13 protein-coding genes are annotated in these 25084 nt (G+C 46.5%); 5 read left to right on the forward strand and 8 right to left on the reverse strand.

Annotation, left to right across the window (positions count from 1 at the left end; all coding sequences use genetic code 11):
* Positions 1-276: 276 nt before the first annotated feature.
* From ABFD83_14650 to ABFD83_14660, 3 genes are all read left to right on the forward strand, one after another.
* Positions 277-6561: a right-handed parallel beta-helix repeat-containing protein gene (locus tag ABFD83_14650; protein MEN6358309.1), complete on the forward strand. Its 6285-nt coding sequence runs from the start codon at positions 277-279 to the stop codon at positions 6559-6561.
* A gap of 136 nt (positions 6562-6697) precedes the next feature.
* Positions 6698-7330: a PEP-CTERM sorting domain-containing protein gene (locus ABFD83_14655; protein MEN6358310.1), complete on the forward strand. Its 633-nt coding sequence runs from the start codon at positions 6698-6700 to the stop codon at positions 7328-7330.
* Between the two features lie 472 nt (positions 7331-7802).
* The gene (locus ABFD83_14660) at positions 7803-15287 is read left to right on the forward strand and encodes an Ig-like domain-containing protein (GenBank protein ID MEN6358311.1); all 7485 of its coding nucleotides are present in this window, start codon (positions 7803-7805) and stop codon (positions 15285-15287) included.
* A 122-nt stretch (positions 15288-15409) separates the two neighbouring features.
* On the opposite strand, the gene ABFD83_14665 is transcribed toward ABFD83_14660, so the two are convergent.
* Together ABFD83_14665 and ABFD83_14670 are read right to left on the reverse strand one after the other, a co-directional pair.
* On the reverse strand, positions 15410-16351 hold the full coding sequence (locus tag ABFD83_14665; protein ID MEN6358312.1) for a hypothetical protein: 942 nt from the start codon (positions 16349-16351) through the stop codon (positions 15410-15412).
* Between the two features lie 385 nt (positions 16352-16736).
* Complete coding sequence (locus tag ABFD83_14670) at positions 16737-17954, reverse strand: integrase core domain-containing protein (protein MEN6358313.1); 1218 nt, start codon at positions 17952-17954, stop codon at positions 16737-16739.
* An 80-nt stretch (positions 17955-18034) separates the two neighbouring features.
* Here ABFD83_14670 and ABFD83_14675 point away from each other — a divergent pair, with 80 nt between their 5' ends.
* A complete protein-coding gene (locus ABFD83_14675) occupies positions 18035-18421 on the forward strand; it encodes a type II toxin-antitoxin system RelE/ParE family toxin (protein MEN6358314.1) in 387 nt (128 codons plus the stop codon).
* Entirely contained in the window at positions 18411-18740 is a 330-nt protein-coding gene (locus ABFD83_14680) for a helix-turn-helix transcriptional regulator (GenBank protein ID MEN6358315.1), read from the forward strand. Before ABFD83_14675 ends, ABFD83_14680 begins: the two co-directional genes overlap by 11 nt.
* 370 nt (positions 18741-19110) lie before the next feature.
* On the opposite strand, the gene ABFD83_14685 is transcribed toward ABFD83_14680, so the two are convergent.
* The 6 genes from ABFD83_14685 to ABFD83_14710 form a co-directional block, all read right to left on the reverse strand.
* Positions 19111-20178, reverse strand: coding sequence for a site-specific integrase (locus tag ABFD83_14685; protein ID MEN6358316.1), 1068 nt, complete (start codon positions 20176-20178; stop codon positions 19111-19113).
* Between the two features lie 261 nt (positions 20179-20439).
* On the reverse strand, positions 20440-21507 hold the full coding sequence (locus ABFD83_14690) for an integrase core domain-containing protein (protein MEN6358317.1): 1068 nt from the start codon (positions 21505-21507) through the stop codon (positions 20440-20442).
* Between the two features lie 534 nt (positions 21508-22041).
* On the reverse strand, positions 22042-22257 hold the full coding sequence (locus ABFD83_14695) for a hypothetical protein (protein MEN6358318.1): 216 nt from the start codon (positions 22255-22257) through the stop codon (positions 22042-22044).
* 207 nt (positions 22258-22464) lie between these two features.
* Positions 22465-23097: a flavodoxin family protein gene (locus ABFD83_14700; protein ID MEN6358319.1), complete on the reverse strand. Its 633-nt coding sequence runs from the start codon at positions 23095-23097 to the stop codon at positions 22465-22467.
* A gap of 47 nt (positions 23098-23144) precedes the next feature.
* A complete protein-coding gene (locus ABFD83_14705) occupies positions 23145-24254 on the reverse strand; it encodes an aldo/keto reductase (GenBank protein MEN6358320.1) in 1110 nt (369 codons plus the stop codon).
* 6 nt (positions 24255-24260) lie between these two features.
* On the reverse strand, positions 24261-24797 hold the full coding sequence (locus ABFD83_14710; GenBank protein MEN6358321.1) for a flavodoxin family protein: 537 nt from the start codon (positions 24795-24797) through the stop codon (positions 24261-24263).
* Between the last annotated feature and the right edge of the window lie 287 nt (positions 24798-25084).

Here is a 25084-nt window from a genome sequence, read left to right on the forward strand (position 1 = left end):
CACAATCCTTGCAGATAAGTTAGGTAAGGATAGCTGTGAGTATATGAATGCCAAAGTAATATGCACTTGATTCAGAAATCATCAAAATCGTAAACACAGAAGGAGACGAGGGCGATAATGTATCGAAGATGGGCGTTTATACTGCTATTCGTAATTTTTACACTGGCAATACTGTTTACGGCTTCCACTGCCCGGGCAAGTCAGCCTTTTGACTGGTATACGGGCAGCGGGACAATATATAATGCGAAAACACTTCCAGACGGCAGCCATGTAGACTTGATTCTGGAAGACATCATTAAGATAAAGGATAACTACATTGTAATTGCCGAACCGTTCAGGCCGAAAGACAGACTAATTGTACTCACCACTCCTGATACAGAACTCCGGCTGGGTCAAGTTATTGACTGTTCAGGAACACTTACCACTCTATCATCCGGCGAGCGTGCTCTTCAAAACGTTACAGTTCGAGGTTATGCTTCTGAAAACGGTGAACTGCTGTATCACCCCAATATTATCAAGGCATTCCCTGGTGCTGCTCAGCAGACATGGCCATGGAAGACCGATCTGACAGTATATTATGTTGAGTCGGGCACAGCTTCATCGGCATCCACATCGGATTCATCTGAGGTACCTAACTCTGATCCGGCTGAGGGGCCGACTTTTTATTCTAAGATATCCGACACGGATACCAGTACATCTACATCTGTCCAGACTCAAGGTGTGCACACACAGTCATATTACAGCAATATTCCTGGTCTGAAGACAAGTGCATCGATCGGTGATCCTGTGGAACTGCAGTGCAAGCAGATTCTGGCTGTCGGCACCGAAACAATAAACAGCGTCACTTATAACTACGTTGATATTGCAGAGGACTCGTCCATTACGGACTCGATAAGGTGCTACTATAGTGACGGCAGCCCTACAACAAGCGACAGAATCAACAAAGTCACCGGGCAAGTTCAATATACGACTGAAATGGTGATCTGTGTAGATGATGGTCCAGACTACAATCCTCAGATACTTGTTGGCCGATTGAGTATAGTTAACTCGAACACAATACCTTACGTTTTGAGCCAGGCTGATGGTGCATCTGCAAGTTTGACTGGCAAGGTCGTCACTGCGAACCAGACGGATTTCCCAGGGTCGATCTATATCCAGGAGCCATCCAGTTCCGGCAGCTTTGGTGGAATCCGCGTAAGCTATTCCGGCAGCACAATTGCTCGCGGCAGCCTTGTGAGTGTCACCGGAACGGTTGCGCTTGATTCTGATGGTGAACGCAAGATTTCGAGTGCATCTGTAACTGTAACCGACACAGGTACGGTGCCGGGTGCATTGGGGATGCCGAACAAGATACTTGGCGGCGGCGAGTTTAACGTCAATACTCCCGGTGTGGATTATCCGACCGACAGCGGCACAGGACTCTATAACAAGGGTTTGCTTGTAAAGAGCTGGGGCAGAATAACTGCTGTAGATGCAACAAACAAGTTTTTCTACATCAACGATGGTACCGGCTTTGAAGATGGGTCAGGTAACACCGGCGTGAAGGTCAGTTGGGACTGGGCAACAAGCGGCAAGGCGGACATTATCGCACCATCTGTTGGTTGGTATGTATCTGTTGCGGGAATATCGAGCAGTGAAACGGATGCCAGTAGCAATGTGATTCGAGTCCTGCGTCTGAGAAGCTATGATGATATACTCGCATTCGATCCCGAGGATACTGCTGATCCTACCGTGGCGATTACATCCCCAACCGGAACCAACTGGCATGTGGCTTCCGGTGCAACAAGCATTACTGTCTCAGGCACAGCTACCGACTCTGTTGCAGGAATAGCGATTGTTGAGTTCAAAGTAGGTTCCGGTAATTGGAATGCTGCAACTTATAACTCCACTACGCATACTTGGTCTTATGACTGGCAAAGCCCTGCATCGGCCATGATTACTGTTCGTGCCACTGACTATGCTGGGAATACGGCTGAAGTTTCTGAAGCTGTGACCATAATAAGTGTTAATGTTATCTATGTTAGCACTAGTGGAAGCAATGGGGCAGGTACGAGTTGGGCTACTGCGAAGACAACGATCACCGCTGGGATGTCCGCCGCCTCCAGTGGTAAAGAAATATGGGTCGCTGAAGATACATATACTGGCTGCATTACACTTACCTCGGGCGTTGCACTCTACGGTGGCTTTAGTGGCAGTGAGACTGCTCGCGAACAGCGGGATTGGGATGTAAATCAGACTATTATCGATGCGAACGCAGCAGGACATGCTGTTAGTATTACGGGAACATCGAATTCTCTAACTCGAATTGATGGGTTTACTGTAAAAAATGGCTCTAGTAATTATGGTGGTGGCATTTATTGCACTGTTGCTGCAACTATTGCCAATAATAATATTCACTCTAATACTGGTAATAGTAGTGGTGGTGGTATATATTGCACAGGAGCTGCTGCCATATCAGATAACCTAATATATTCCAATATTACAAACAATTATGTTGGAGGAGGCATTTACTGCTCTGCGACAGCAAATATATCACATAATGTCATTACTGACAATACTGCAAAAACTGTTGGTGGCGGTATTTATTGCACAGCAGTAGCAAGCTTACTTAATAATATTATTAAGAATAATAATGCAACAACTTTGGGTGGAGGCATTTATGTTAGTGGACAAGCCCCTATATTGGTAAGTAACGTAATTATGGGAAATAATGCAACCAAGGGGGCTGGTATTTACTATGCAACAAGTCAGAGTGGTCAGATAACAAACAATACAATTGCTTATAATGCAAATACATCAAGTACTACCAATAATTACGGCGGTGGTATTTACCTCGATTCAAGTGCAACTTCTGCTATGATAAACAACATCGTTGTATTTAATATAGGTGGTGGTATATATGGACCAAGCACTCTTACATACACGAAAAACCTCTGTTATTCGAACTCAGTGAGCAACTATAGCTGGAATACAATTACAACATATCACCCGGACAATGACCTCGCTCCTGTTGATCCTGGAATTCCGTACATCGAGTATGGCGACTGGCATATAGCTGACGATTCCCTATGCAAGGATAATGGCGCATCTGCATCAAACCTTCCATCTGTGGATATAGATGGTGACTGTCGCATATACGATGATCCTAATGTTGCATATGATATTATAGATATTGGCGCTGATGAATGGAGTGGAACTAATCCTGCAAATCCTGAGATAATTATTTATGTTCAGCCTAATGGAAACGACAATAACGATGGTTCAAGTTGGGTTAATGCTGTTGCTAGTGTGCAAAGAGGAATAGATTTAGCAGCCTTTGCGGGCGGGGGTGAAGTATGGGTAGCCGAAGGAACATATGATGCCATAAGCCTTAAATCTTTCGTGAAAGTCTATGGCGGGTTTGCGGTTGGCGCTGAAGATAAATCAAATCGCATATATGAAACGGTTCTTGATGGGAATTCTGCTACTTCTGTCGTAACAATTGTTTCTGCTCCAGCATCTAAGATTGATGGATTCACAATCCAGAATGGCCTTTGCGCTAATGGTGGTGGTGGGGTGCTTTGTAAATCATCTGCAACGATATCAAACAATAAGATATGCTTTAACAAAACATATGGAAGCGGTGGAGGTATTTACTGCACCACATCTGATTATGTCAATATAACAAATAATGATATATATTCAAATTCTAGCAGTGGATCTGGTGGTGGTATTTGTTGCGTTATTTCTGCAATGATATCGAAAAATAACATATACTTAAATAATGCTAACAGTGGTGCAGGCATCTCATACTCTGGTTTAGGTATAATTTCGGATAATGATATATACAGCAATTTTAACAATAGTAGTAGTGGCAAAGGTGGAGGTATAGCCTGTTCTGGTAACGCTACAATATATGGTAATAAGATATGCTCAAATTATGGTAGCTATGGCGCGGGAATATATTGCAGTGCTTCTGCATCGATAACAAACAACTTTATTAATGCAAATAGTGGTTTTGGTGTTTATGCCTCAAGTGCATCTTCTATTTTGGTGGACGCGGTTGGCAATGTAATTAAAGCTAATCGTGGTGCCGGTATATACTATGTGCAGAATGCGGCCGGACAGGTAGCAAACAATACTATCATTTACAATGTCAACACAGATACTAGCAGCGGCGGCGGTGTTTATATTGGCTCTACTTCAACTCCGACCTTTACAAACAATATTATTGCGTTTAATACTGGCTATGGCATAGACGCGTCAAGTGAGCCCACCTGTATGAATAATATCCTCTATGATAATACAGCAAATTATAGTTGGAATATATTCTCGATTTACCACCCTGATAATGACCTTCCTCCTGGTGACCCAGGGATTCCATATGCTGAATATGGTGATTGGCATATAGCTGTGGATTCATCTTGTAGAGACACTGGCGCATCGTTGTCTGCTCTTCCGGATAATGATATGGATGGTGATATCAGACAAAATGATAATGTTGATATAGGAGCAGATGAGTGCAATGGTAATGCTCCAGATAATCCGCTAGAGAATCCGACCGTCATTTATGTAAAGACCAATGGTGATGATAGCTTCAGCGGAAGAAGTTGGAGCGATGCTGTTGCTAATGTACAAAGAGGAATAGAACTTGCTAGTCTTACTAGTGGAGCAGAAGTATGGGTAGCTGAGGGAACCTATGGAACTTATGGAACCTATACCATTGCTAATGGTACAATATATACATACACCTATGTGGCAAATCTTAAGTCGTTTGTGAAAGTATATGGTGGCTTTGAGGTAGGATGCAATTATAGAAGCGATCGTAACTGGAAGACACATCCGACAGTCCTTCTTGGTGGTGGTGAAGGCAGTGTAGTAAGAATCAATAGTGTTGCATCTTGTCTTATTGATGGTTTTTTAATAACAAATGGATGTAGCGGTAATGGCGGGGGGATATATTGTAATGATGCTTCAGCCACAATTCTCCACAACATCATTTATGCAAACAGCGCTTATGATAATGGAGGGGGAATCTACTGCAATGCTTTCACGGGAAGTATTATTGGTAATAGTATAGTTGATAATACCAGTGTAGACGGTGCTGGCATATATTGTACAGAGTCGAATGTTGATGTAATTAACTGCACAGTTGCCTATAATACGCTTACTGCACTTGGTATATGTGGCGGCATCCGCCTTGACGAATCTATTGTGAATATGATTAACTCCATAATTGCAGAAAATTCAGGAACAGGTGTGTATGATTATAGCAGCAATACCAAATATCGATGCAATGATATTTGGGGCCACACAACGAATTATTACAGCAATTTAGGATATACTGATCCGACAGGCACGAACGGAAACATATCTTTGGATCCACTATTAGATTCAACTGATCATATACATATTAGTTCTGACACTAATGGCAATGACTGTAAAGATAAAGGATTCAATGATGTGGTGGCCGATGATGACTTCGATATTGATTTGGACTATAGAATTCAAGACGGAACAGTGGATATTGGTGCTGATGAAATTGCTGGTTGTGTTTGGGATGTAATTGAATTTAGCCCAGCATATGTTCTTTCTGAGTTACAGTCTCAAGTTACAACCAAAGTGCACATATACAATCCGCTAACCGGACAACCTATCGCTAATCAGCATGTTGATTTTGAAATAACCACAGGCACTGGAAGTATATTGTCCATACTTGGTAATGGCAACAGCCAAATAGATAACCCTGATACGTCAGGGTATGGTGAAACAAATACAAATGGTGACATACAAATAACTGTGGTCAGGAGTGAAGGTGTGTCCCTTACACTTACTGCTTCTACTTCAACTTGCTCGGGTAGTGCACAGATATCGGCAAATGCGATTATTCATTCTGATTCTCGTGTGGGACTCTTGTATTGCTTCAACGAAAGCCATATAGGCTTTGTTGATGCATATCTGCAGAGAGAAGCTATAGTCCATCCTTCAGATATTAACTATAGCCAAATTGATGCCATGAAACGGCATTGGTCAGATCCTTATGACGTAATCCTTCTTGTGATGCCGGAGTCAAGATTTGTGACCAAGAGGAATATAGAAGAACTAAAGAGATTTGTCCACTCAGGACGAAATAAGCGTGTTGTGCTTGTAGGAGAGTGGAACCCAGCGTACAGCAGTGACAATGAAAGTCTCAATAAGGTTGCATATTGTTTGGGAATGAATTCCCGCTTCAACATATATAATCACTATGACTATTATAATGATCGTGATACGAAATGTAATGTGAACTCCAATCACTATCTCACAGACGGGGTGAATTATCTGTGGGATCAGCTAACATCTTGCTTTGTAAGTGATGGAGAACATGATTGGAGCTTATGGGCAAGGCCTATAGCTTATGTATATGATTCAGCGGCGTCGGATAAGCCGTGGATAATTGAGGAAGATACAGCTACAGCAGGGAGTATTGTTGCATTTCATGATACCAATATATTTCTTGCTGCTTATAATGATACCTATGATACTATTCCTGAAGCTAATTTCCGATTCATTTATAATCTGTGCACGAAGTTTCCAGAATGATAATTATCAGGAGAGTTTTAACAAAGTCATGGCTAGCTTTTATGGCTTGATTCTTGCAGTGTATTTTATATATTGGCCTCAAGAGCTCATCAGATGATGGTACAGATATTAACTAAAAGGAGGAGAGGTATGGATAATGAGTAAACATTTCCTGTTAGCACAAATTGCATTGTTGATTATATGTTGTTCAGAAGCATATGCTTATGTTATGACCTTCGACGACATAGCTACCGGGTCGGATTTGGATTATTATGCAGAGCAGTATAACGCATATTTCACAGAAGGATTTCAAGTAACAGACCATAGTGCGTGTACTTGGGGTTCACCTAATTCAGGCAATAACGTATTAACTTGGGTTGGCACTTCGTCTCAAGATGCTTGGTTGACATTTGGCAATATGTCTTATGGTGGTCCTATAACAGTCGGCCAACACAGTATACGTTCACTATGTGCTTTTTTCAGTACAGATGGCGTACAGGTGCTCGCAAAAGCCTATAGAATGGATACTGTAACACCTGTGTGCATAAGACAAATTGGAGCAACAGACGTGTCGTGGGACAACGAATATGTCGATTTAGTTGCCGATGATGGTGGTGTAATCGACTATATAAAATTTGAGGGGGCTTATACACCCGCAGCCAGAATGGGCTTTTGTGTTGATGATATTAACGTAGACCCTGTTCCAGAACCCTCCTCCATTCTAGCGTTAGTTAGTGGTGTGATTGGGTATGGAGGACTTGTTCTGAAGCGAAAACGACATGGCAGTTGATAAAGCAGGCTGTTGTAGATTGCAAAACCTGTTGTCTACCGCAAAAACCTCATCGGCGTAGATTAGGAAGCAGTGGAGACCGAATTGAGCATGTTCGTGGAACTGTAAGAGCTTAGCGCGCCGGGATCCAATGACCTGGAATGCTGATTGGAGAGGCGTGATGTGGCAAATTAAGCAGTTAAGCGTCAGTGTAGGCATAACAAGATGCTTGCCTGATTAAATAACGGCAAGTAATATGAGAACAAGAACGAGGATAGATTGAACAATTAAAGGCGGCGCGGCCGGCCTGTGGCAGGATCTGCGTTGGCTGTATCTGAATTACGTTGTCTCCGGTCGACTACAGATGTCCATCCGCACCGTTCGCAATACACAATAGCTATCTTGTATGTTTATTGATCTAGCTGTTTTTAAATGATGAGTTTGAGACCGATCCTAGTGCACTAGCATTACTCATTGGAGGAGAACACGCATAATGTGCCCACAAACAAACAGAGGATTCGCCGTAGTATTGCTTTTCATGCTCTTCTTGCTTACTACAAATGTTTATGCGGCAGAGCCAAGTTGGATGACAAGGCTGGGAACAATCGGCCACGCATTTTCGCAAAAAGATGGAACGCACGTCTACCTGGACGCGGTTACTGTAGACAAAATTCGGGCCAAACAGACTCCACCATATCTCGTAATACATGAATGCTTCTCGGCACAAGATCGCCTAACAATCCTGGCGGTGCCCAGCTTGGATTTGAGCCTCGGACAAACAATCGATGTAGAAGGCACATTGATCACATTGAATGATGGCCAACGTGCAATAGCCGATGCGAAAGTCTATGGGTATCTGAGCAAGGATGGTAAGTTACTGCTGCACGGTCCACTTATCAAAGGATTGCTCGCTCCAACTCCCTGGCAGTGGAAAAGCGAACTCAGTGCAACTACGGATTCCAAAAGCCTACCCGACTACAGTAGTATTCTCCCCAAAGAAAATGGCGAACCTAATGCCACTCCCCTATCTGGACCAGTCTACTATTCGTCTTTCGACGATCTCCTTTCAGAATCTGCGGCTACAGATGGAGCTTTGGCAAGCTTCCAGTGTAAACCGATAATCGATACCGGCAGCGACCAATACGGCAATTATTTCGTTCTCGGAGAAGACTTTTCGTCGGACACTTTGAAAGTCTACTGCCAGGCTAAGGCGACTGTAGGCTACCGCGCAAACAAGATAAGCGGTCAAATGCGGTTCGACGGCAATGCCTGGGTCATGTGTGTTGACTGCGGACCAGGCTACGACCACCAGACCTACGTCGGACGTACCAGCATAATCCAAGGCAGTCAAGTCACCGCCAATGCGGTGCGTGTTATGTACACGGGTGACCCGGAAGAATCTATACCTTATGCAAAAACGTTTGCCGACCAGACAGAGGTGACAATCACTGGGAAAATCGTGACTGCAAGCAAGACCGACTTTCCTGGTGCGATCTACGTAGAGGAGCCGGACCGCAGCAGTGGTATCCGGGTGCTATACTCGGGCACTACATATATTCCGGCTCGTGGAGATATAGTCGATGTGACAGGCGATCTTGCTACCGGAGATGATGGCGAGCGCGAAATAGATGCTGGAACAACCGGGGTTACATTTGTTCAAAGCGGCACTGTACCCAATGCCCTCGGACTTATGAACCGGTCTCTAGGTGGCGGTGATTTCAACGTATACACTCCAGGGATTACTTACCCGACTGGCAGTGGCAACGGTCTTCATAACAAGGGGCTGCTTGTGAAGACTTGGGGCAAGGTCACTACTGTGGACACAGATTACTTCTACCTCGATGATGGAACTGGCTTCCAAGACGGTTCCGGCAACACTGGAGTCAAAGTGAGTTGGGATTGGCCGATAGGCAGTAAACCAACTCTCGTGCCTCCCTCGGTCGATTGGTATGTTTCCGTAGATGGAATTTCCAGCAGTGAGACGGTAACTATCGACCAGCAAGAAGAACTGGTCAGGGTGTTGCGGCCAAGGCAGCAGGATGACCTGCGAGTGTTTAACCCTCAAGACACTGCATATCCCGACATCGAGATCACTAACCCCTCGGGGAGCGAAGTTCACAAGACGGTCAGTGCAACAAGTATGAATGTCACGGGCACAGCGACCGACGCTGAAACCTGTGTAGTATCTGTTGAGGTGAAGATAGACTCGGGCGAATGGCAGTCCGCAACTTACAATTCAGTCTCGCATGAATGGTCTTATGAGTGGCAGAATCCGCAATCTGGCAGGATTTGGGCACGTGCAACTGATTTTGCCGGACATACATCGGTTGTATCACGGGATGTAGTTTTGACCTCACTGGTGTTTGTGAATGGCAACTTGGCTTCTTCCGGTGATGGTTCAGGCTGGGCCTCGGGCAAGAAGACCATTACGGAAGCATTGAGTATGGCTGCCTCCGGCTGCGAAGTGTGGGTTATAGCTATTCCAAACGGATATTACAACGAGAGGATAACCGTACCTAACGGCGTGTCATTGTATGGCGGCTTTGCTGGTACAGAGACCACGCGCTCTCAGAGGAACTGGAATGCCAATGTTACTATAATCGATGGCAACCAGGCCGGTACGGTGGTTACACTTCCCGCCTCTGCTACTTCTTCGACCAGAGTTGACGGGTTCACGATTCGTAACGGAAAGGCAACCTACACCGGCGGCGGAATATACTGCACAAGTGGTTCGCCTGTAATCGCAAACAATACCATCAAGATGAATATGGCCTACTCTGAAGGCAGCACCTATGGAGGCGGCGGCATATACATAAGTGCCGGAACCCCGGCAATCTACAACAACAAGATTTGCGGGAACTCCGGCTGCATCGGCGGCGGAATTTACTGCGGCACAAGCTTCGCACAAATCTACAACAACACAATCGTGAACAATTCGGGCAGCGAGGGCGGCGGCATAAGCCTCGGATCGTCCGGTTCGGCAGCCATCTCCAACAACATCGTGGCTTTCAACGCTTCGGGAATTTATAAATCTGCCTCCGGCGGTTCGACCACGCTTCGCAATAACTGCTTGTACGGAAATGGAGTTTATGACTATTACGGCTTGTCGGCAGGCACCGGCGATATTTCTGCCGACCCGAAGTTAGCTAACGTGCAATACGCCGATCTCCACATTCAGCCGGGTTCCGTATGTATCGATGCAGGATATGACAGCGCAGTACAGTGCTCGCATGATATGGATAATCAGAGCCGCATCCAGGGCAGTAGTGTGGATATTGGAGCCGACGAATCGAATGGGACCTTGTGGGCGGTTACGACACCGAAAGTCGTGCGCGTGGACCGAGTAAGCGGCAGCGATTATGGCACCGGCAGAGATGGTTCGACTTGGGCCAAAGCGGTGCAGAGCGTGCAGAGAGGCATAGAGCTTGCCGCGAGCGGCGGCGAAGTTTGGGTAAAAGCAACCGCTACGGAATACAACGGGTCTTACGGTAGGATAACAAACCTCCGCCCGTATGTTTACGTCTATGGCGGATTTGCTGGAAGCGAATCAGTCAGGTCTGACAGAAGTTGGATTGCCAACGAGACAATTCTGAACGGCTCGCAAAGCGGCTCACCTATTGTCACTTCGGTAGGACCTGGCTATGGCGTTAGCACGGTAGATGGTTTCAAAATCTACAACGGCAGCGCAAGCAATGGTGCTGGCATTTATTGCGACAAATACAGTTCGCCTATCCTCACTAATAACAATATCACCGAGAACACCTCCACCAACTACGGCGGAGGAATCTACTGTAACTATAGTTCTCCACAAATCGTAAATAACAAGATTGTGGGCAATACCGCTAATACAGGCGGTGGAATATACAGCCTGTATGGTTCGACGGTAATCACCGGAAATACGATTGACGACAACTCAGTGTCTGCTGATGCCGGAGGTATTTATGCCAAAGGGCGAGCCGTATTAATTGCCAAGAACACGATCAAGAACCATCAATACACCGGAGCCTACAATGCACAAGGCGGAGGTTTGTGGCTCGAATCGGTAAGGGCTGCCACGGTAAAGGCGAACAGATTTGACAACAATACTGATTGGTACTCGGGTGCAGCAATCTCGCTGCTCAACTGCACGGCCGCCAGTGTAGTAAACAATCTGTTTGTCGAAAACTTCGCAAAGAATGGCGGCGGCGGAGCCATTGAGAGTGTCAGTTCACATCCCAAGATCATCAATAACACATTTGCACTGAACCACACTTATGGTCAAGGTGGAGCAGTCGGCCTTTGGGAAAATGACTACTCGCAGCCAGCACAGGTTATAAACAACATTTTCTACAACAACAAGGCTGACTTGAGTGCGACCGGGCATAGTGCCTATAGTGCCTACTCCTCTTATTATGTTAATCTCAGATATTGCGACGCATACTCCGATGAAGGTACAGGGAGTTCCTACCATTATGGCAGCAATATCTATGCAGACAGCACCTGCAAGTATATCGATCCGGACTTTTGCGAAGTGACTGGGGACAATCCGTACTGGCTCAAACCGACATCGACAGTCAGAGGTATTGGTCAGAACCCGAGCCAGAACTCTCTTGTTCCAACAGTAGATAAATATGACTTACCGCGTCCCGGCGAAGATGGACTCACCGATCCAGGACCATATGAAGATGGCCCATTCGTGAGAATTGCCAATCCTCAAGATGGGACAATGTATGGTGGCGATCTGGAAGGAATCGCGATTACTGCGGAAACTTCGGGAGACGCATCGAGCGTTTCTTATACGGCGACGAAGGTCGGTGATCCTAACACCACTTACGATTTCGGGCCGGTGAGTGCAGTTCCATATCGTGTTATCTGGTCCGATCCTCCGAATGGTTGTTACGAGCTTGTGGCCACAGCTACGTTTGCGGGGGGAGTAGAGGTCACGAGCGAACCGGTCCTTATAAGCATTGCTGGCTACTGCTATCCTGAGGATACAGAGTTCGAGGTAATCAGCCCCTATCAGACCAGTTCAACAATGTTAATGTTGGCGTCGTCCAGTTCACCCAAGTGGCTGAAAGGAGCTATGCACGTCCACTGGTACGACGATAACGGCACGTGGCCACCGTGGAAATCTATTGGCACTAACTCGAAGAAGCCCGCCGAAGTAGCTGATATGTACGAAGGCATGGGCTATGACTTTATTGCCGTTACTGAACACAACCATCTTACGCCGCCCAGGGGTAATTGCCTCGGGTCTGACTTTGTCTGGCTTGAAAACTGCGAAGAACTAACGCCGGAGAATGCTTCCTATAAAACTTGGATGAACCATGTCCTTGCAGTTGGAGTAAACGGAAAATCGTGCTCGGGAAGCAAGAATTACGACATCTCCAGAGATACGGTGACTGCTGGCCATAGGTATCTCAAGTGGAAAACTCCTAACAGTTTCCTGGTTTCCGACTACGAGTTTATTCCTAACTCCAAGGACTACGATCACGTTGCAGGGCAAGAAGAATTGTTGTTCCATAACGTAAGCAGAACTGGGATGTTTGGCACAATAGCAGATATGGGCGGTCTGAGCTTCATTCCACATCCGACTGCAAGCTCACCTCTTGCCCTTGGGGAGTATACTGAAGACGAGCTAGTCGATATAGCGAGTACGAGCGCGCAGAACAATAGATTCCTAGCCATTGCTTGTTACACAAATGCAACCCCACCCGATGGTGGTCACTGGAGCAATGACGACGGATGGGGGCATGAGCATGTAATCGAAAATATCAATTGCAGACTCGTGAAGAAGTATCCAAAACGCGCTCTGCCTTTCACTTATTCCGAAGAGGACTATACTCCTGGCCTCACCGAGGCAGGGAAAAGCTGGATATATCTAAAGGTTGATGATCCTGGCAAATACTGGGACACTGCTTCCAATCATTATCGGAGCGAGAGAATAAAGGCTGCTTTAAAAAAGGGCGTCTGGTGGTCGTGTCACACGCATCACAGTGCCACAGCATGCTCACAGCTGGACGTTCAAGTAACCGGTACAACGGTCACGTGCACATCTTCAACTGCAGTTCAATGGTTCATTCGCGGACCGGTTTCGCGCGGAAGTCGGTGGTGCGATATCATTGCACAATCAGAGAGTGCAACAACATCCTACGCGACAACTCTAGAACGCTGCCATATGCCGGATTGGATAGTCGTAGTGGCGGTCGAGCCCCAGGGATTTATTGCAGAGAGTCAGCCGATAAGATTGCTGCCAAATACCAGTTCATCACTAATGTCTCTTGCTACCACGTCGTCCGGACTCGTGGTAAAGTTCCTCGACCCGGAGGACTATCCAGAAGAAATGCCATCAACGGGACTCGTTGGTGGGATATACGATGTTTCCGGCGACTTCGAGCAGGGATCGACGTTAACCCTGTCGTTCGCGGGTGTCGATGTAACTGAGCTTGGTGTCAACAATCTTCGGATATTCTACTATGATCCGAGCACCTCCACGTGGTCAGCGTTGTCCAGCACATTGGATACGGCAAATCAAGAGATCAGCGCTGAAATCAGCAACCTGGGCATTTATGCTATCAGTGCAATAGAAGTCACGGACACGGAAGCCCCTACACTTTCATGGCTTCTGCCACTTTCCAATGCGCTTGTAAGTGGAGCGGCCGACCTCGAAGTGAATGCTGCGGACAACGTCGGCTTATCGGGAGTAACATTCTATATTAGCAATGGTACTAGGGAACGCACAATTTCCGCCGACAGTACAGCTGCCGATGGCCGCTGGGGTGCCTCCGTTGACTTTTCAAACTACGTCTCAGGTAGCTATACCCTTAGAGCCGAGGCAAGAGACAGAGCAGGAAATACCGTATCTGCATCTCTTCCGATTAGTATACAGAGCAGCGCCGTTGCGCCGCAGGTCACAATCAGCCAGACTTCTTATGATACCGAAACCAGTTCTGTGATCGTAACCGGCACTGCGTCTGACGCAGACGGCGCGGTAGCCTACGTACTTGTGGAGCTTGATGGCCAACTTGTTGGAACGGCGAGCCTGGATGGCAATTCGTGGACTTACGCACTTGGCTCATTCGGCCCTGGAACGCATACTGTAAGGGCAGTGGCCATCGATGAATACGGTAACGAAGGAATGCAGGAGGTCAATGCAGCGCTGTCGCTGTCTGCGGTAGATATGTCTGCTGACCCGGATGGCACGTGCTTGCCTAACCAATCGGTCACAGTAACAGCTGAGGCTATCGGTGGGGGCACAGTTGAATACAGGATACTTGTGTATGATGGAGTGCAATGGACTGTTCTTCAAGAGTATGACACTTCAAATTGCTGCACGTGGACACCAGACACCCCATGCACCTATACCTTGCGAGTATATGCACGTGAACAAGGGACTACGTATCCAGAGTTCAGCAAGGACTCGGAATTCATCGTGACAAGTGCTCTGTCAGGAGTGACTCTATCTATAGAACCGTCGCCAAGAGCTACGGGCGCGCCAATTCGCCTTTACGCTACGGCGACAGGCGGTACGAACACAGAATATAAATTCGAGGCGAACAACGAAGTGATACAAGACTGGGCAACTGCTGATACCTGTCAATGGATACCCGCCGAAACCGGCAACTATACTGTAACGGCCTACGCTCGAGAGCATGATACGACAACGCCTGTATATGACGATTCGGTCAGCAACTACGTTATTACCAGTCCCGTATCTGCTGTGAGCCTCGGCGCAAACCCAGGTTCGCCGCAGCAGATCAATACTCCAATAACGTTGACCGCTACTCCAACGGATGGCGGTACAGTGGAATATTTCTTCGAAATATCCGATGATGGCGGAGAAACATGGTCTATGCTGCGCAACTTCGACACGGATGCCACATTCCAATGGATACCGACTTCTGCCGGAAACTATAAGCTCGGGGTAGCAGCTAGAGAGGCAGGCACTGAGGAGGATGATAATCCCGAAGCAGTAATTGATTACGTAGTAAATCCGTAGTAAACAGATCTGTGCTTAGTAAGGGTTCTTTGCGTAGGATATTGGAGGCTCGGTTTCCGAAACGGAGATTGAGCCTCCGATTATGTCAATGCAATTGCTTAAAAGCTTGATTGTGGTGCAAATCAGTGTTCCAGGCGGCATAATGTACGAACCACATCGTCGGGCAACTTTGTTACGTAGACTTTGTTACTCGTCCATCCACCAATAGCACTTGGATGTGCGGAAGTCCCACTCAGACACCTGGCCAAATCGCCGGAAATGCAAGAAATGCCCTCAACATCAGGTAGATTAATCGGCTTGACCTGCATCGTGGCCAAATCCAGTGTTCGTGCTGCCTGCTTCGGCTTGTCATAGGTGAAGAGCAATTGGCTGCTCGACAGGTAAAGGAATCTGATTGACGACGGGTCTGTCACGTGGTGTCCGAGATCCAAACGTCTGTCTTTCTTGGTTTCCAGATTATAAAGGTGGATGCGCGAGTCTAAGTCCTCATATAACAGCAATTTTCCATCTTTACTGGCTCCGTCGTAATAAGTCACGTTGCCCCTGAGCTTGTCCAAGCGTCCGTTCTTAAAATGTAGAAGATCAATTTCTTTGACCCCCTTACCGACATCAAAGACGATAATCACGTCGTTCTGAGGTAACCAGGAGATGTCTGTTATGCGTTTCAGAAATTCCAAAGACTTTTCTGGCCGTCCAGTGGAACTTTCCCTTACAGCGTTCTTTATGACAGATACCCGTTTGGTTTTCTGGGTATCGAGTTTCAGGACATACATGCCGTACGTATTGTTTCGAACCATTGGGAACACTACGGATCGTCCGTCCGGAGAAACGTCGAATTCGACCAATCTATCGGGCATCTTGTAAGACCGCCTATCCCCCCTTCTTACGTCATAACGATACAGTTTGTGCTGACTCTTGCTGTAGAACAGGGCCTGGCTGTCCTTCGACCACACAATGTATTCGATTCCCCGGTCAACAAATCGACGATTGCCGTTACAGCCGCGAGCAAAAAAGATTGCACCACACAGCAGAATTACCAAAATCGCAATGAATTGTTTCTTCAAAGTTGTGCTCCTCCACATTAGGAACCAAACACGAGCTAATCACGAATGAACCACCCCGCAGCAAGCTGATGGGGTATCACCGTCGGAACTTTTCAGACATTACGCAGCAAGCTGCGAGGTAAGCCCTTAAAAGAGAATCTATGATTGAAATGCTAAACAGAACGTTCCCGTCCGATGTGGCGGTTTTCTGTGTCTGAGTGACGAGTCCAGTCTGCTTCAGACACTCCAGTATACCATAGGCTGATAGATTATTATTGCACAAGTCCGAGTAGTGAACAGCTGTCGCTTGCAAAAGTCCGTGCCGACGATTCTGAACCATTATGGCCAAATTTTTATGAGGTTTCACGAAGACTCACCGTGTGTCAAGTTGTCGACCCTAGAAACTTTATCCGGGCTGATTTTCTGGCTTTGGGGCGTCGGCTGATAGGGATTTCGGAATCACACGACCAGTCGCTGGGGAGATTGACCGTCGTATGGAGCAGTGAGTAATTGGGGAATGGGCAATTTTGCTGTAGTTGACACGTGACGAGATGCTTACCTGACAATTCGTCGAGTATGAATACAATTCAATCAGCGGGATATCGGGCGAAAGCTGTGGTTTTTTAACTGATGGATTGACAATCGGCGGCCGATGACCCAGACTGCTGCGAGTTCGCACTGAATGATAATATTCATCGATGTATTCGCGAAGCAACTGGTGCAGATGGCGTTCGTTGAGCGGAACGATGTGATCGAAAAGCTCTCTGCGTAAAATTCCGATTACTCGTTCGCAATATGGATTTTGCCACGGACAGTGATAAGCAGTCTTGACTTCTTCAATTCCGCAATTTCTGAGAAATGTGGGCATGCCGCAGCCATAAATACGGTCATTATCGCGGATAATAAACTTGGGCTGGATGCCATCCATGGTTGCAGCACGGAGTTGGTTTATCACCCAAAGCATGGTCGGATGTTCGGTGATCCCGAAATGCACGATCTCCCGGCGTTCGTGGCTTACGATAATGAAAACGTATATAAGCCGAAACGTAAGGGTTGGGACAACGAAGAAGTCCATCGCCCAGGTCACGTCCATGTGGTTGGCGATGAATGTTTTCCAGGTTTGAGAAGACTTGCCGCTATCACGAGTTGGTTTTGGCAGATATTTTCGGATTGTATTTGGCGACGGTGGAATGAATCCGAGTTCGGTCAACTGATCGTATATTCTCTCTGGGCTCCAGAGAGGGTTTTCTATGTTGATCTTCTTGATTAGCTTACGCATTTCGGCTGAAACAGTTGGCCGCCCATTCTTGCGCCGCGATTTGTATCGCCAGAACATTTGGAATCCTGCGCGGTGCCAGCCGATTACCGTCTGTGGTTGCACTACGCAAAGAGCATCTTTCCATTTGGCGAATGTCTTCATAAGAAAAACCCAGGTCAGACGGAAGCCCGGAGTGCATCGTGGCTTTGGAATGATGCCCTTTTCTTGTCTGAGTTGATAAAGCGCAAGCTGGCTGCGAAGTGCTACAATCTCTGCGGCAAGATATTGCCTTGAGCGAAAGAATGATAAAAGCCACCAGGTAAGCATCTTCGTGCAATCTGTAATGATGGCGAGGTTTCTGAACATATGATTATTGTACAACGGCGAACCGGTAATATTCTATATTGCCACTTGTTTAATTATGCTAGTCATGGCATAATATGAACATGGATGCATCGGATCGGCCGCTGTTCTGGATAGGCTCATCCTTGGATGATCTTCGGAGCTTTCCCGAAGATGTCAGACGAGTTATAGGTTTCGCACTGCGGCGAGCTCAAGATGGCGGAAAGCACGTAGATGCAAAACCATTGAAAGGTTTTGGAGGCGCTGGTGTTCTTGAGATCGTAGAGGATGATGATGGCAATACTTATCGCGCGGTTTACACAGTGAAGTTTGCCGGAGTTGTTTATGTGCTCCATGCTTTTCAGAAGAAATCCAAGAAGGGCATCACTACACCAAAGCACGAGATCGATCTTGTAAGAAGCCGACTCAAGCGCGCGGAAGAGCATTATCTTGACTGGTGTAAAGAAAGAGGATCTGATCATGAGCAATAAGATCAAAGTTACCCCATCAAGTGGCAACGTGTTCGCAGACCTTGGGGTTGTGGATGCTGAAGAGACACTTGCTAAAGCAGAGGTCGCTTGCCGCATATGTGATATTATCGCTGAACGAAAATTAAGTCAGACGACGGCGGCATCGATACTGGGAGTAGACCAACCCAAGGTCTCTGCTCTTATGCGCGGCAGACTTGAGGGATTCTCGTCTGAGCGGCTCTTCAGATTTCTCAATGCCCTCGACAGGGATGTAGAGATAATAATCAAACCAAAGAGTCAGGAAGCAGAGCACGGACACATTCGCGTGGTTGCGGCATAATTTGCATGCCGGTGCTATTGATGGGGACCTATGGCAAAGGTCAAGTCGTATGACGGTTCCGTGTTCGTTTCTTTTCGTAGAACTGACTCTTGCTCAAATCGACCAAGGTGTGAGTTGCGAAACTTATCTATGATTTCTGAGCCTGCACACATCCGAGAGGTGTATTGAGTTCAAATCCGGGGTTTTCCACAGGCAATCCTGAGACCGAGGGTGATCAAGGAAGCAGTGACGCAGATGCGATGCTGGTTAACCAACTATTCATAGAGTGGTTCGTGATTTTAACTCTTGCCCGACCAATTATTGAGCGTAGATTGCATAGGAAAATATGGGATAACGCCCGAAGTGCGCCCGAAGTGCGCCCGAAAACATTTTAAAGTGCCTTTGCTTCTCCATCGCCGCTATCTATAGATGGCCATTCGACTATTCTGATTTGAGGTTTTGCGGGAGGATTCAATAGTTGTTCTGCAACATTCCTAGCTTGATTTTGGGCGCTCGATCTGGAATGATAATAAATTTCGCGCAAAATCTTAACATTATGCCCGAGCATTCCCGCGACAATAGCTTCAGCTACACCATTATTAAGTTCTTCTGTGCCAAGCGTATGACGCAAACCATGTAGCGTTAAACCTGTCAGTTTCGCATGCTTTGCTATATGATAAAATGCATGGCTCAGAGAATCTGGTGAAAATGGCTTGCCATTCGGATGTGTGCATATCCAACCATCATTTTGAAACCCGTTCGGAGATTCTGCCGCCTGCTCTTCTTGCCATTTGCGATGTTCTTTAAGAATCGCGACCAATGATGGCGGCGCGGGAGCGATGCGAGATTTACGAGTCTTGGTAGTGCCCTCGACAAGCTGTCCGCTTATCAACTGTAAATTGCGACGAACAATAAACCGGCTTTGGTCTTCATCCTCGATGAAATCCTCCCAACGCAAACCTGCAATCTCAGCTCTGCGCATTCCTGTAGAAATAGCAATAAGCACTGGTATACGATATTTTGTATTGCTCACAGCCTCAATTATTTGTGCAATGCCCGCTCTATCTGTGATCATGCGCTCAGATTTTTCGACAATGGGAGGATCTACAAACAGCGCTGGGTTGAATGCTAATTTTCTCCACTTGACCGCCTGATTAAATGAGGCTCGGATCATGCAATATATGTCAAAAACAGTCTTTGACGATAATTTAGTGCCATTGACTCCACCTTTCTCGATCAAATCCGAAATCCACAAATCAATATGGACTGGCTGAATTTGGTCTAGTGCCATGTTGCTGGTGAGAGGTGCCAGATTGTTTTCGATATACTGTTTATAACGAATAGCGGTTTTGGGTTTTATCTTCTTATTTTCAAGGCGGAAATCAACCCATTGATGCCAATAATCAATTACGAATATTTTTTCAGAAAGTAGAGAAACGCCCTTTTCGGCACTAGACATGAGGCGCGCTCGTTCCTCAGCTGCTTTTCTGGGCGTGTACCCTGCAAAAACCTCATCCGAGCAGTTTTACTGCGGGTAAACCAGCATTTCGATGGCCTTTTTGTCAGTGGTCGAGTAGTCAGCACTACGTTTTTGCTGCTGGCACCTAATCCATGTTGGCAAAACGAACGGTATATCGACATGATTGGTAAGGGAGTGGCGTGATGAGGCAATCGCCGGATCAGGCAGGCGATTAAGAGCTGATAATAGAATACCGGAAGATCAGGCAGCTTTCGCCCGATAACTGTGATATAGTCCGCCGAGAATAGGCTCGGACTCCAACAGGTCATCCGGCGAAAGCTGCGACTTTTTGACCGATACGTCATAGAGTGGCGGTCTATGATCCAGACTACTGTGAGTTCGCACCGAATGGTAGTATTTACCGATGTATTCTTTCAGCAACCGATGAAGATGATGTTCATTGAGCGGGATAATGTGATCGAGAAGTTCGCGGCGTAGAATTCCAATTACTCGCTCACAATATGGATTCTGCCATGGGCTGTGGTAGGCAGAGCGGACTTCCTCGATGCCGGAATTGCGTAAGAATGCTGGCACACCGGATCCGTAGATTCGGTCGTTGTCACGAATGATGTATCTGGGCTGTGTTCCGAATCCGGTTGCCTCGCGGAGTTGCTGAATTACCCAGAACATCGTTGGATGTTGTGTTACTCCAAAATGGACAATCTTCCGTCGCTCATGGCTTACGATGATGAAGACGTAAAGCAGTCGGAAAGTTAACGTTGGAACAATGACGAAATCCATCGACCAAGTGGAATCCATGTGGTTCTTAAGGAACGTTTTCCAAGCCTGAGTCGACTTGTTCTTGTCTCTGACAGGTTTCGGTAAATATTTCCGAATAGTGTTCGGTGATGGCGGGTTAAATCCGAGTTCAATCAACTGATCATAAATTCGCTCTGGGCTCCATAATGGATTATCTGCATTGATTTTCTTGATCAGCTTTCGCATTTCGGCCGAAATAACTGGACGCCCGTTCTTGCGTTGTGATTTATATCTCCAGAATAGCTTGAATACTTGCTTGTGCCAGCGGATTACTGTCTCAGGTTTCACTACAACCAGAACCAAATTCCATTTTGTATAGACCTTGGATAGAACCACCCAAATTTCACGAAATGCCGGTGTTGCTTTGGGCTTTGAACGTTTGCCGGAAAGAACTTGAGAATCGAATAAAGCAAGCTGACTGCGAAGAGCTATGTTTTCAACAATGAGTGCTTGGCGTGATGTAAACTGACCACGCAGCAGATGAATCAAGAAGATAAACCATTCCAACATAGCAACATGCTATCATAGAATCAGTGCTCACTACAGATTGTAAGGATGGTATTTCGAGCTTGTATCGACTTTTTGCAACTTACAGCGGGAATCAAGCTGCTGCTTGATCGTGGCGATGTGATTGAACAAGATGGCAGGATTGCGGAAGCATAGGTGTGTACACTGTGTGGCTGGCAACAGCTCAAGATCAAAGAGTGGGTCGAATCTGATTGGCCTTCAGAGTGCTTGGTCTGAGATGTTGGCGCGCAGATTTCATCGCAGTGCTTAGCTGTTTGTCCTGATGAGAACTCAAAAGATTGCTGAGCAGCTTTATAACGAGTCTGTTAGATGGAAAAGCTCAGATGATTGATCCGATTACGCCATTAATTAGCCAGAAGTAATTCGATAGGACTCAAGTCGGAGAATGTGGCCATCTGCTTTTGGGAAAAATTGTTTGATAGGCATTGCATCTGATTCAATGATCTGCTGAGTGTTCTCAATAATAGTTGTGTCTACCTAACTGTTTATTTATAAAGCCGATCCTAAAAGAGAGGATCAACAATGACGGAGAATTGCTTTGTGATAGTTGATATTGGTTTCCACCAGGGTGCTGTTGGGAATATGCTGCTGAAGGGCTTTTGCCATTTCCCGCGGTAGTATATTGGCGCCATGCGGCTCACCGGTGTGCAGCTTGATGGCTGTTTTGCCTCTCACACCTTGATTGATTTTTGCATAGATTTTCAGCAAACCATTAGCACTGATATCCTTCATAAAAAACACTTGGGATTTGCTGTGTTCTGCTGCGAGAGCGCTACCAATATCAAGACTACTTACAGCAGCGCCCAGCGTGAGGGCACTAACCTTTAGAAAATCACGACGAGAAATTTCCTAACCCACTGCCTTCTCTCCTTTCGATTTGAATACGGTGGCAAATACTCTTTGCGAATAACCCGAAGCTTTTAGTAAATGAGAAAATGCTTACCGGATAAAATTAGTAAATACACTTTCTTCTCGCTCAGGTAATTTGACTCCGGCTTTAAGACCAGCCTCTTTGCATTTCAAAAACCAGGCCATGTTTCTTCCTAATACGCGCATTATCTGCAATCCCTCAAGATCTTCTTTGACATCATCCGGTGTATGGCCATGCACCATGTTCCAGTATCTTGATGAAATGACAGGCATCTCTGAGATGGTGAAATACTTATTGAGCTGATCGAATGTGGCGGTCGTTCCGGCTCTTCTGGCTGATACAACTGCAGCTGCCGGTTTAAGGTAAAAGGATTGTTTGCCAGAGCGAAAATCGGCATAGAAAACACGGTCCATAAAAGATGTGATGGCCCCTCCCGCAGATGCATAATGCACGGGAGAACCGAATACAAACCCGTCGGCATCTTGCGCAATATCGAGAAAATCATTGACTCGATCCGAAAATACACAGCGCCCGGTTTTCGCACAGTTTCCACAAGCAATACACCCGGACAACGGCTTTGTTCCTAGCTGGAATATTTCGGTTTCAATTCCTTCTGCATTCAGCGTTTTTGCAACTTCTTCCAATGCTGTATACGTGCACCCCTTATCATGAGGGCTGCCATTCACTAACAATACTTTCATGTTTATCTCCCATTCCTACATACTATTATTTGCGATCGAGTTATCAGCTACGTATCAAATACTTTTGCCACTTCTTTCAACTGCTCCACAATGGCTATGTGCTGAGGACAGTGCTCCTCACACTGCTTACAGCCAATGCAGTCAGAAGCCTTTCCTGATGCACTTGTTAAGAACGCATAATGGAGTCTCTGGCCAGGCAGCAGCCCGTATCGCTTCTGGTCATTGTAAAGCAAGAAACATTCCGGTATAGCGATCTTTTGGGGGCATCCATCCACACAATACCTACATGCTGTACAGGGGATTGCTATAATGCTGTTAATTGACTCGGCTGCCATTTTAACGATCTCATTCTCTTCGTCGTTCAAAGGCGTCATATCTTGCATATAGCTTGTGTTGTCTACGACTTGTTCAAAATTGCTCATACCGCTAAGCACCACAAAAACGTTTTCCAGGGAAGCTGCAAAGCGGACTGCCCACGATGGCGAGCTCATATCCGGATGATAAGCTTTAAACAGCATATCCGCCTTCTCTGGTACATTGGCAAGTGCGCCGCCTTTTACAGGCTCCATGACAATGACAGGTTTCTTATGCTTTGTCGTCACCTCATAGCACTTGCGGGATTCGATGCTTTCATTGTCCCAATCTATGTAGTTGATCTGAAGCTGCACAAACTCCATCTCAGGATGCTCGATTAGTATTTTGTCCAGCAGGTCTGCCTTGTCATGAAAAGAAAAGCCAATATGTTTTACCTTGCCCTCAGCCTTCAACTTCTTCACGAAATCAAATCCGCCATGCTTTAGTGTGGCCGCATAGATCTTTTCATTAAGGGTGTGCAGCAGATAGTAATCAAAGTATTCAACGCCGCACCTCTCTAGCTGCTCGTCAAAGAACTTCTGATAGTCTGCATTGCTTGTTACCAAAAAGGTCGGCATCTTATCCGCTAATGTGAATGCTTCCCTTGGATATCTCTCCACAAGAGCCCTTCTTGCGGCGACCTCGCTCATTCCCTGGTGGTATGGGTATGCCGTGTCGAAATAGGTAAAGCCTTTCCCTAGGTAGTGGTCAACCATCCTATTTACAAGTTCCTGATTGATGCTTTTCGGATTCCCTTCTTCTGCTAAGGGTAAGCGCATCAGCCCGAATCCTAGCTTATTCATGCTGTCCTAGACCTGTCTTCCCATTTCATATGCCTGCTTCATTGCTTCGCTGCCCTTGATGTCGCCCATCCCCCAAGCGCCGGTTCCATAGATAATGCCCTTTTCCTTCGCTCCGCTCAGGCAGGAGGTGAATCCTCTGAATCCCTCTAGAGTCCTTTCCATTGCCTGCTTTCTGCTGTCAGCGGCAGTCAAGATGAGGTAGATATCCTTGTTGCTGATCTCGGTATATCGGGCGACGGTTCGGTCGATCAGCGTCTTCATCTGAGCGTCCATGGTGTAGAAATACACCGGCGTGGCCATCACGATCACATCTGCGGTGATCATCCTCTCCAGTATCTCAGCCATATCGTCGTGTTGAGCGCATTTGCCTCCCTGCCTACACGCATAGCAGGCTACACAGTAACCGATATCTTTGCTCCTCAAAAAGACCTTCTCTGCTTGATTACCTGCTTCCAATGCTCCAAGCACGAGCTGGTCGCACAACAGGTCGGAATTTCCGCCTTTCCTCGGGCTGGCGGACAGCACCAATACTTTTTTGCTCACTTGTCTGATCCTTGATATCATTCGCTGCACGGAAACTGCCGCGACAGGACAGTCTTGCCCTCGGCGGCGTATGTACAATATAAATCTTATCCGTAACAGTGTGAATACACATAACTCCGAAAGTCTCGCCTAATTCTACGATTGACTCAATAATCGAGCGAGGGTGCGTGTCAAATCTACGGAATTTTAATAGGTAAAAGATGAGGCTGCTGGCATGAAAATGGACGGTCAACGCCGAATTCATTTTTGTGAGAAAATAAAGGAGGCGAGCCACAATCATGCCAGCA

The sequence above is a fragment of the Armatimonadota bacterium genome (assembly GCA_039679645.1).
Taxonomy (GTDB): domain Bacteria; phylum Armatimonadota; class UBA5829; order UBA5829; family UBA5829; genus UBA5829.

Coding starts and splice junctions, on each gene's coding strand:
- ABFD83_14700 (MEN6358319.1), bottom strand. CDS start 23,097: ATGAAAGTATTGTTAGTGAATGGCAGCCCTCATGATAAGGGGTGCACG.
- ABFD83_14670 (MEN6358313.1), bottom strand. CDS start 17,954: ATGTTCAGAAACCTCGCCATCATTACAGATTGCACGAAGATGCTTACC.
- ABFD83_14705 (MEN6358320.1), bottom strand. CDS start 24,254: ATGAATAAGCTAGGATTCGGGCTGATGCGCTTACCCTTAGCAGAAGAA.
- ABFD83_14660 (MEN6358311.1), top strand. CDS start 7,803: ATGTGCCCACAAACAAACAGAGGATTCGCCGTAGTATTGCTTTTCATG.
- ABFD83_14690 (MEN6358317.1), bottom strand. CDS start 21,507: ATGTTGGAATGGTTTATCTTCTTGATTCATCTGCTGCGTGGTCAGTTT.
- ABFD83_14655 (MEN6358310.1), top strand. CDS start 6,698: ATGAGTAAACATTTCCTGTTAGCACAAATTGCATTGTTGATTATATGT.
- ABFD83_14695 (MEN6358318.1), bottom strand. CDS start 22,257: ATGAAGGATATCAGTGCTAATGGTTTGCTGAAAATCTATGCAAAAATC.
- ABFD83_14680 (MEN6358315.1), top strand. CDS start 18,411: ATGAGCAATAAGATCAAAGTTACCCCATCAAGTGGCAACGTGTTCGCA.
- ABFD83_14675 (MEN6358314.1), top strand. CDS start 18,035: ATGGATGCATCGGATCGGCCGCTGTTCTGGATAGGCTCATCCTTGGAT.
- ABFD83_14685 (MEN6358316.1), bottom strand. CDS start 20,178: ATGTCTAGTGCCGAAAAGGGCGTTTCTCTACTTTCTGAAAAAATATTC.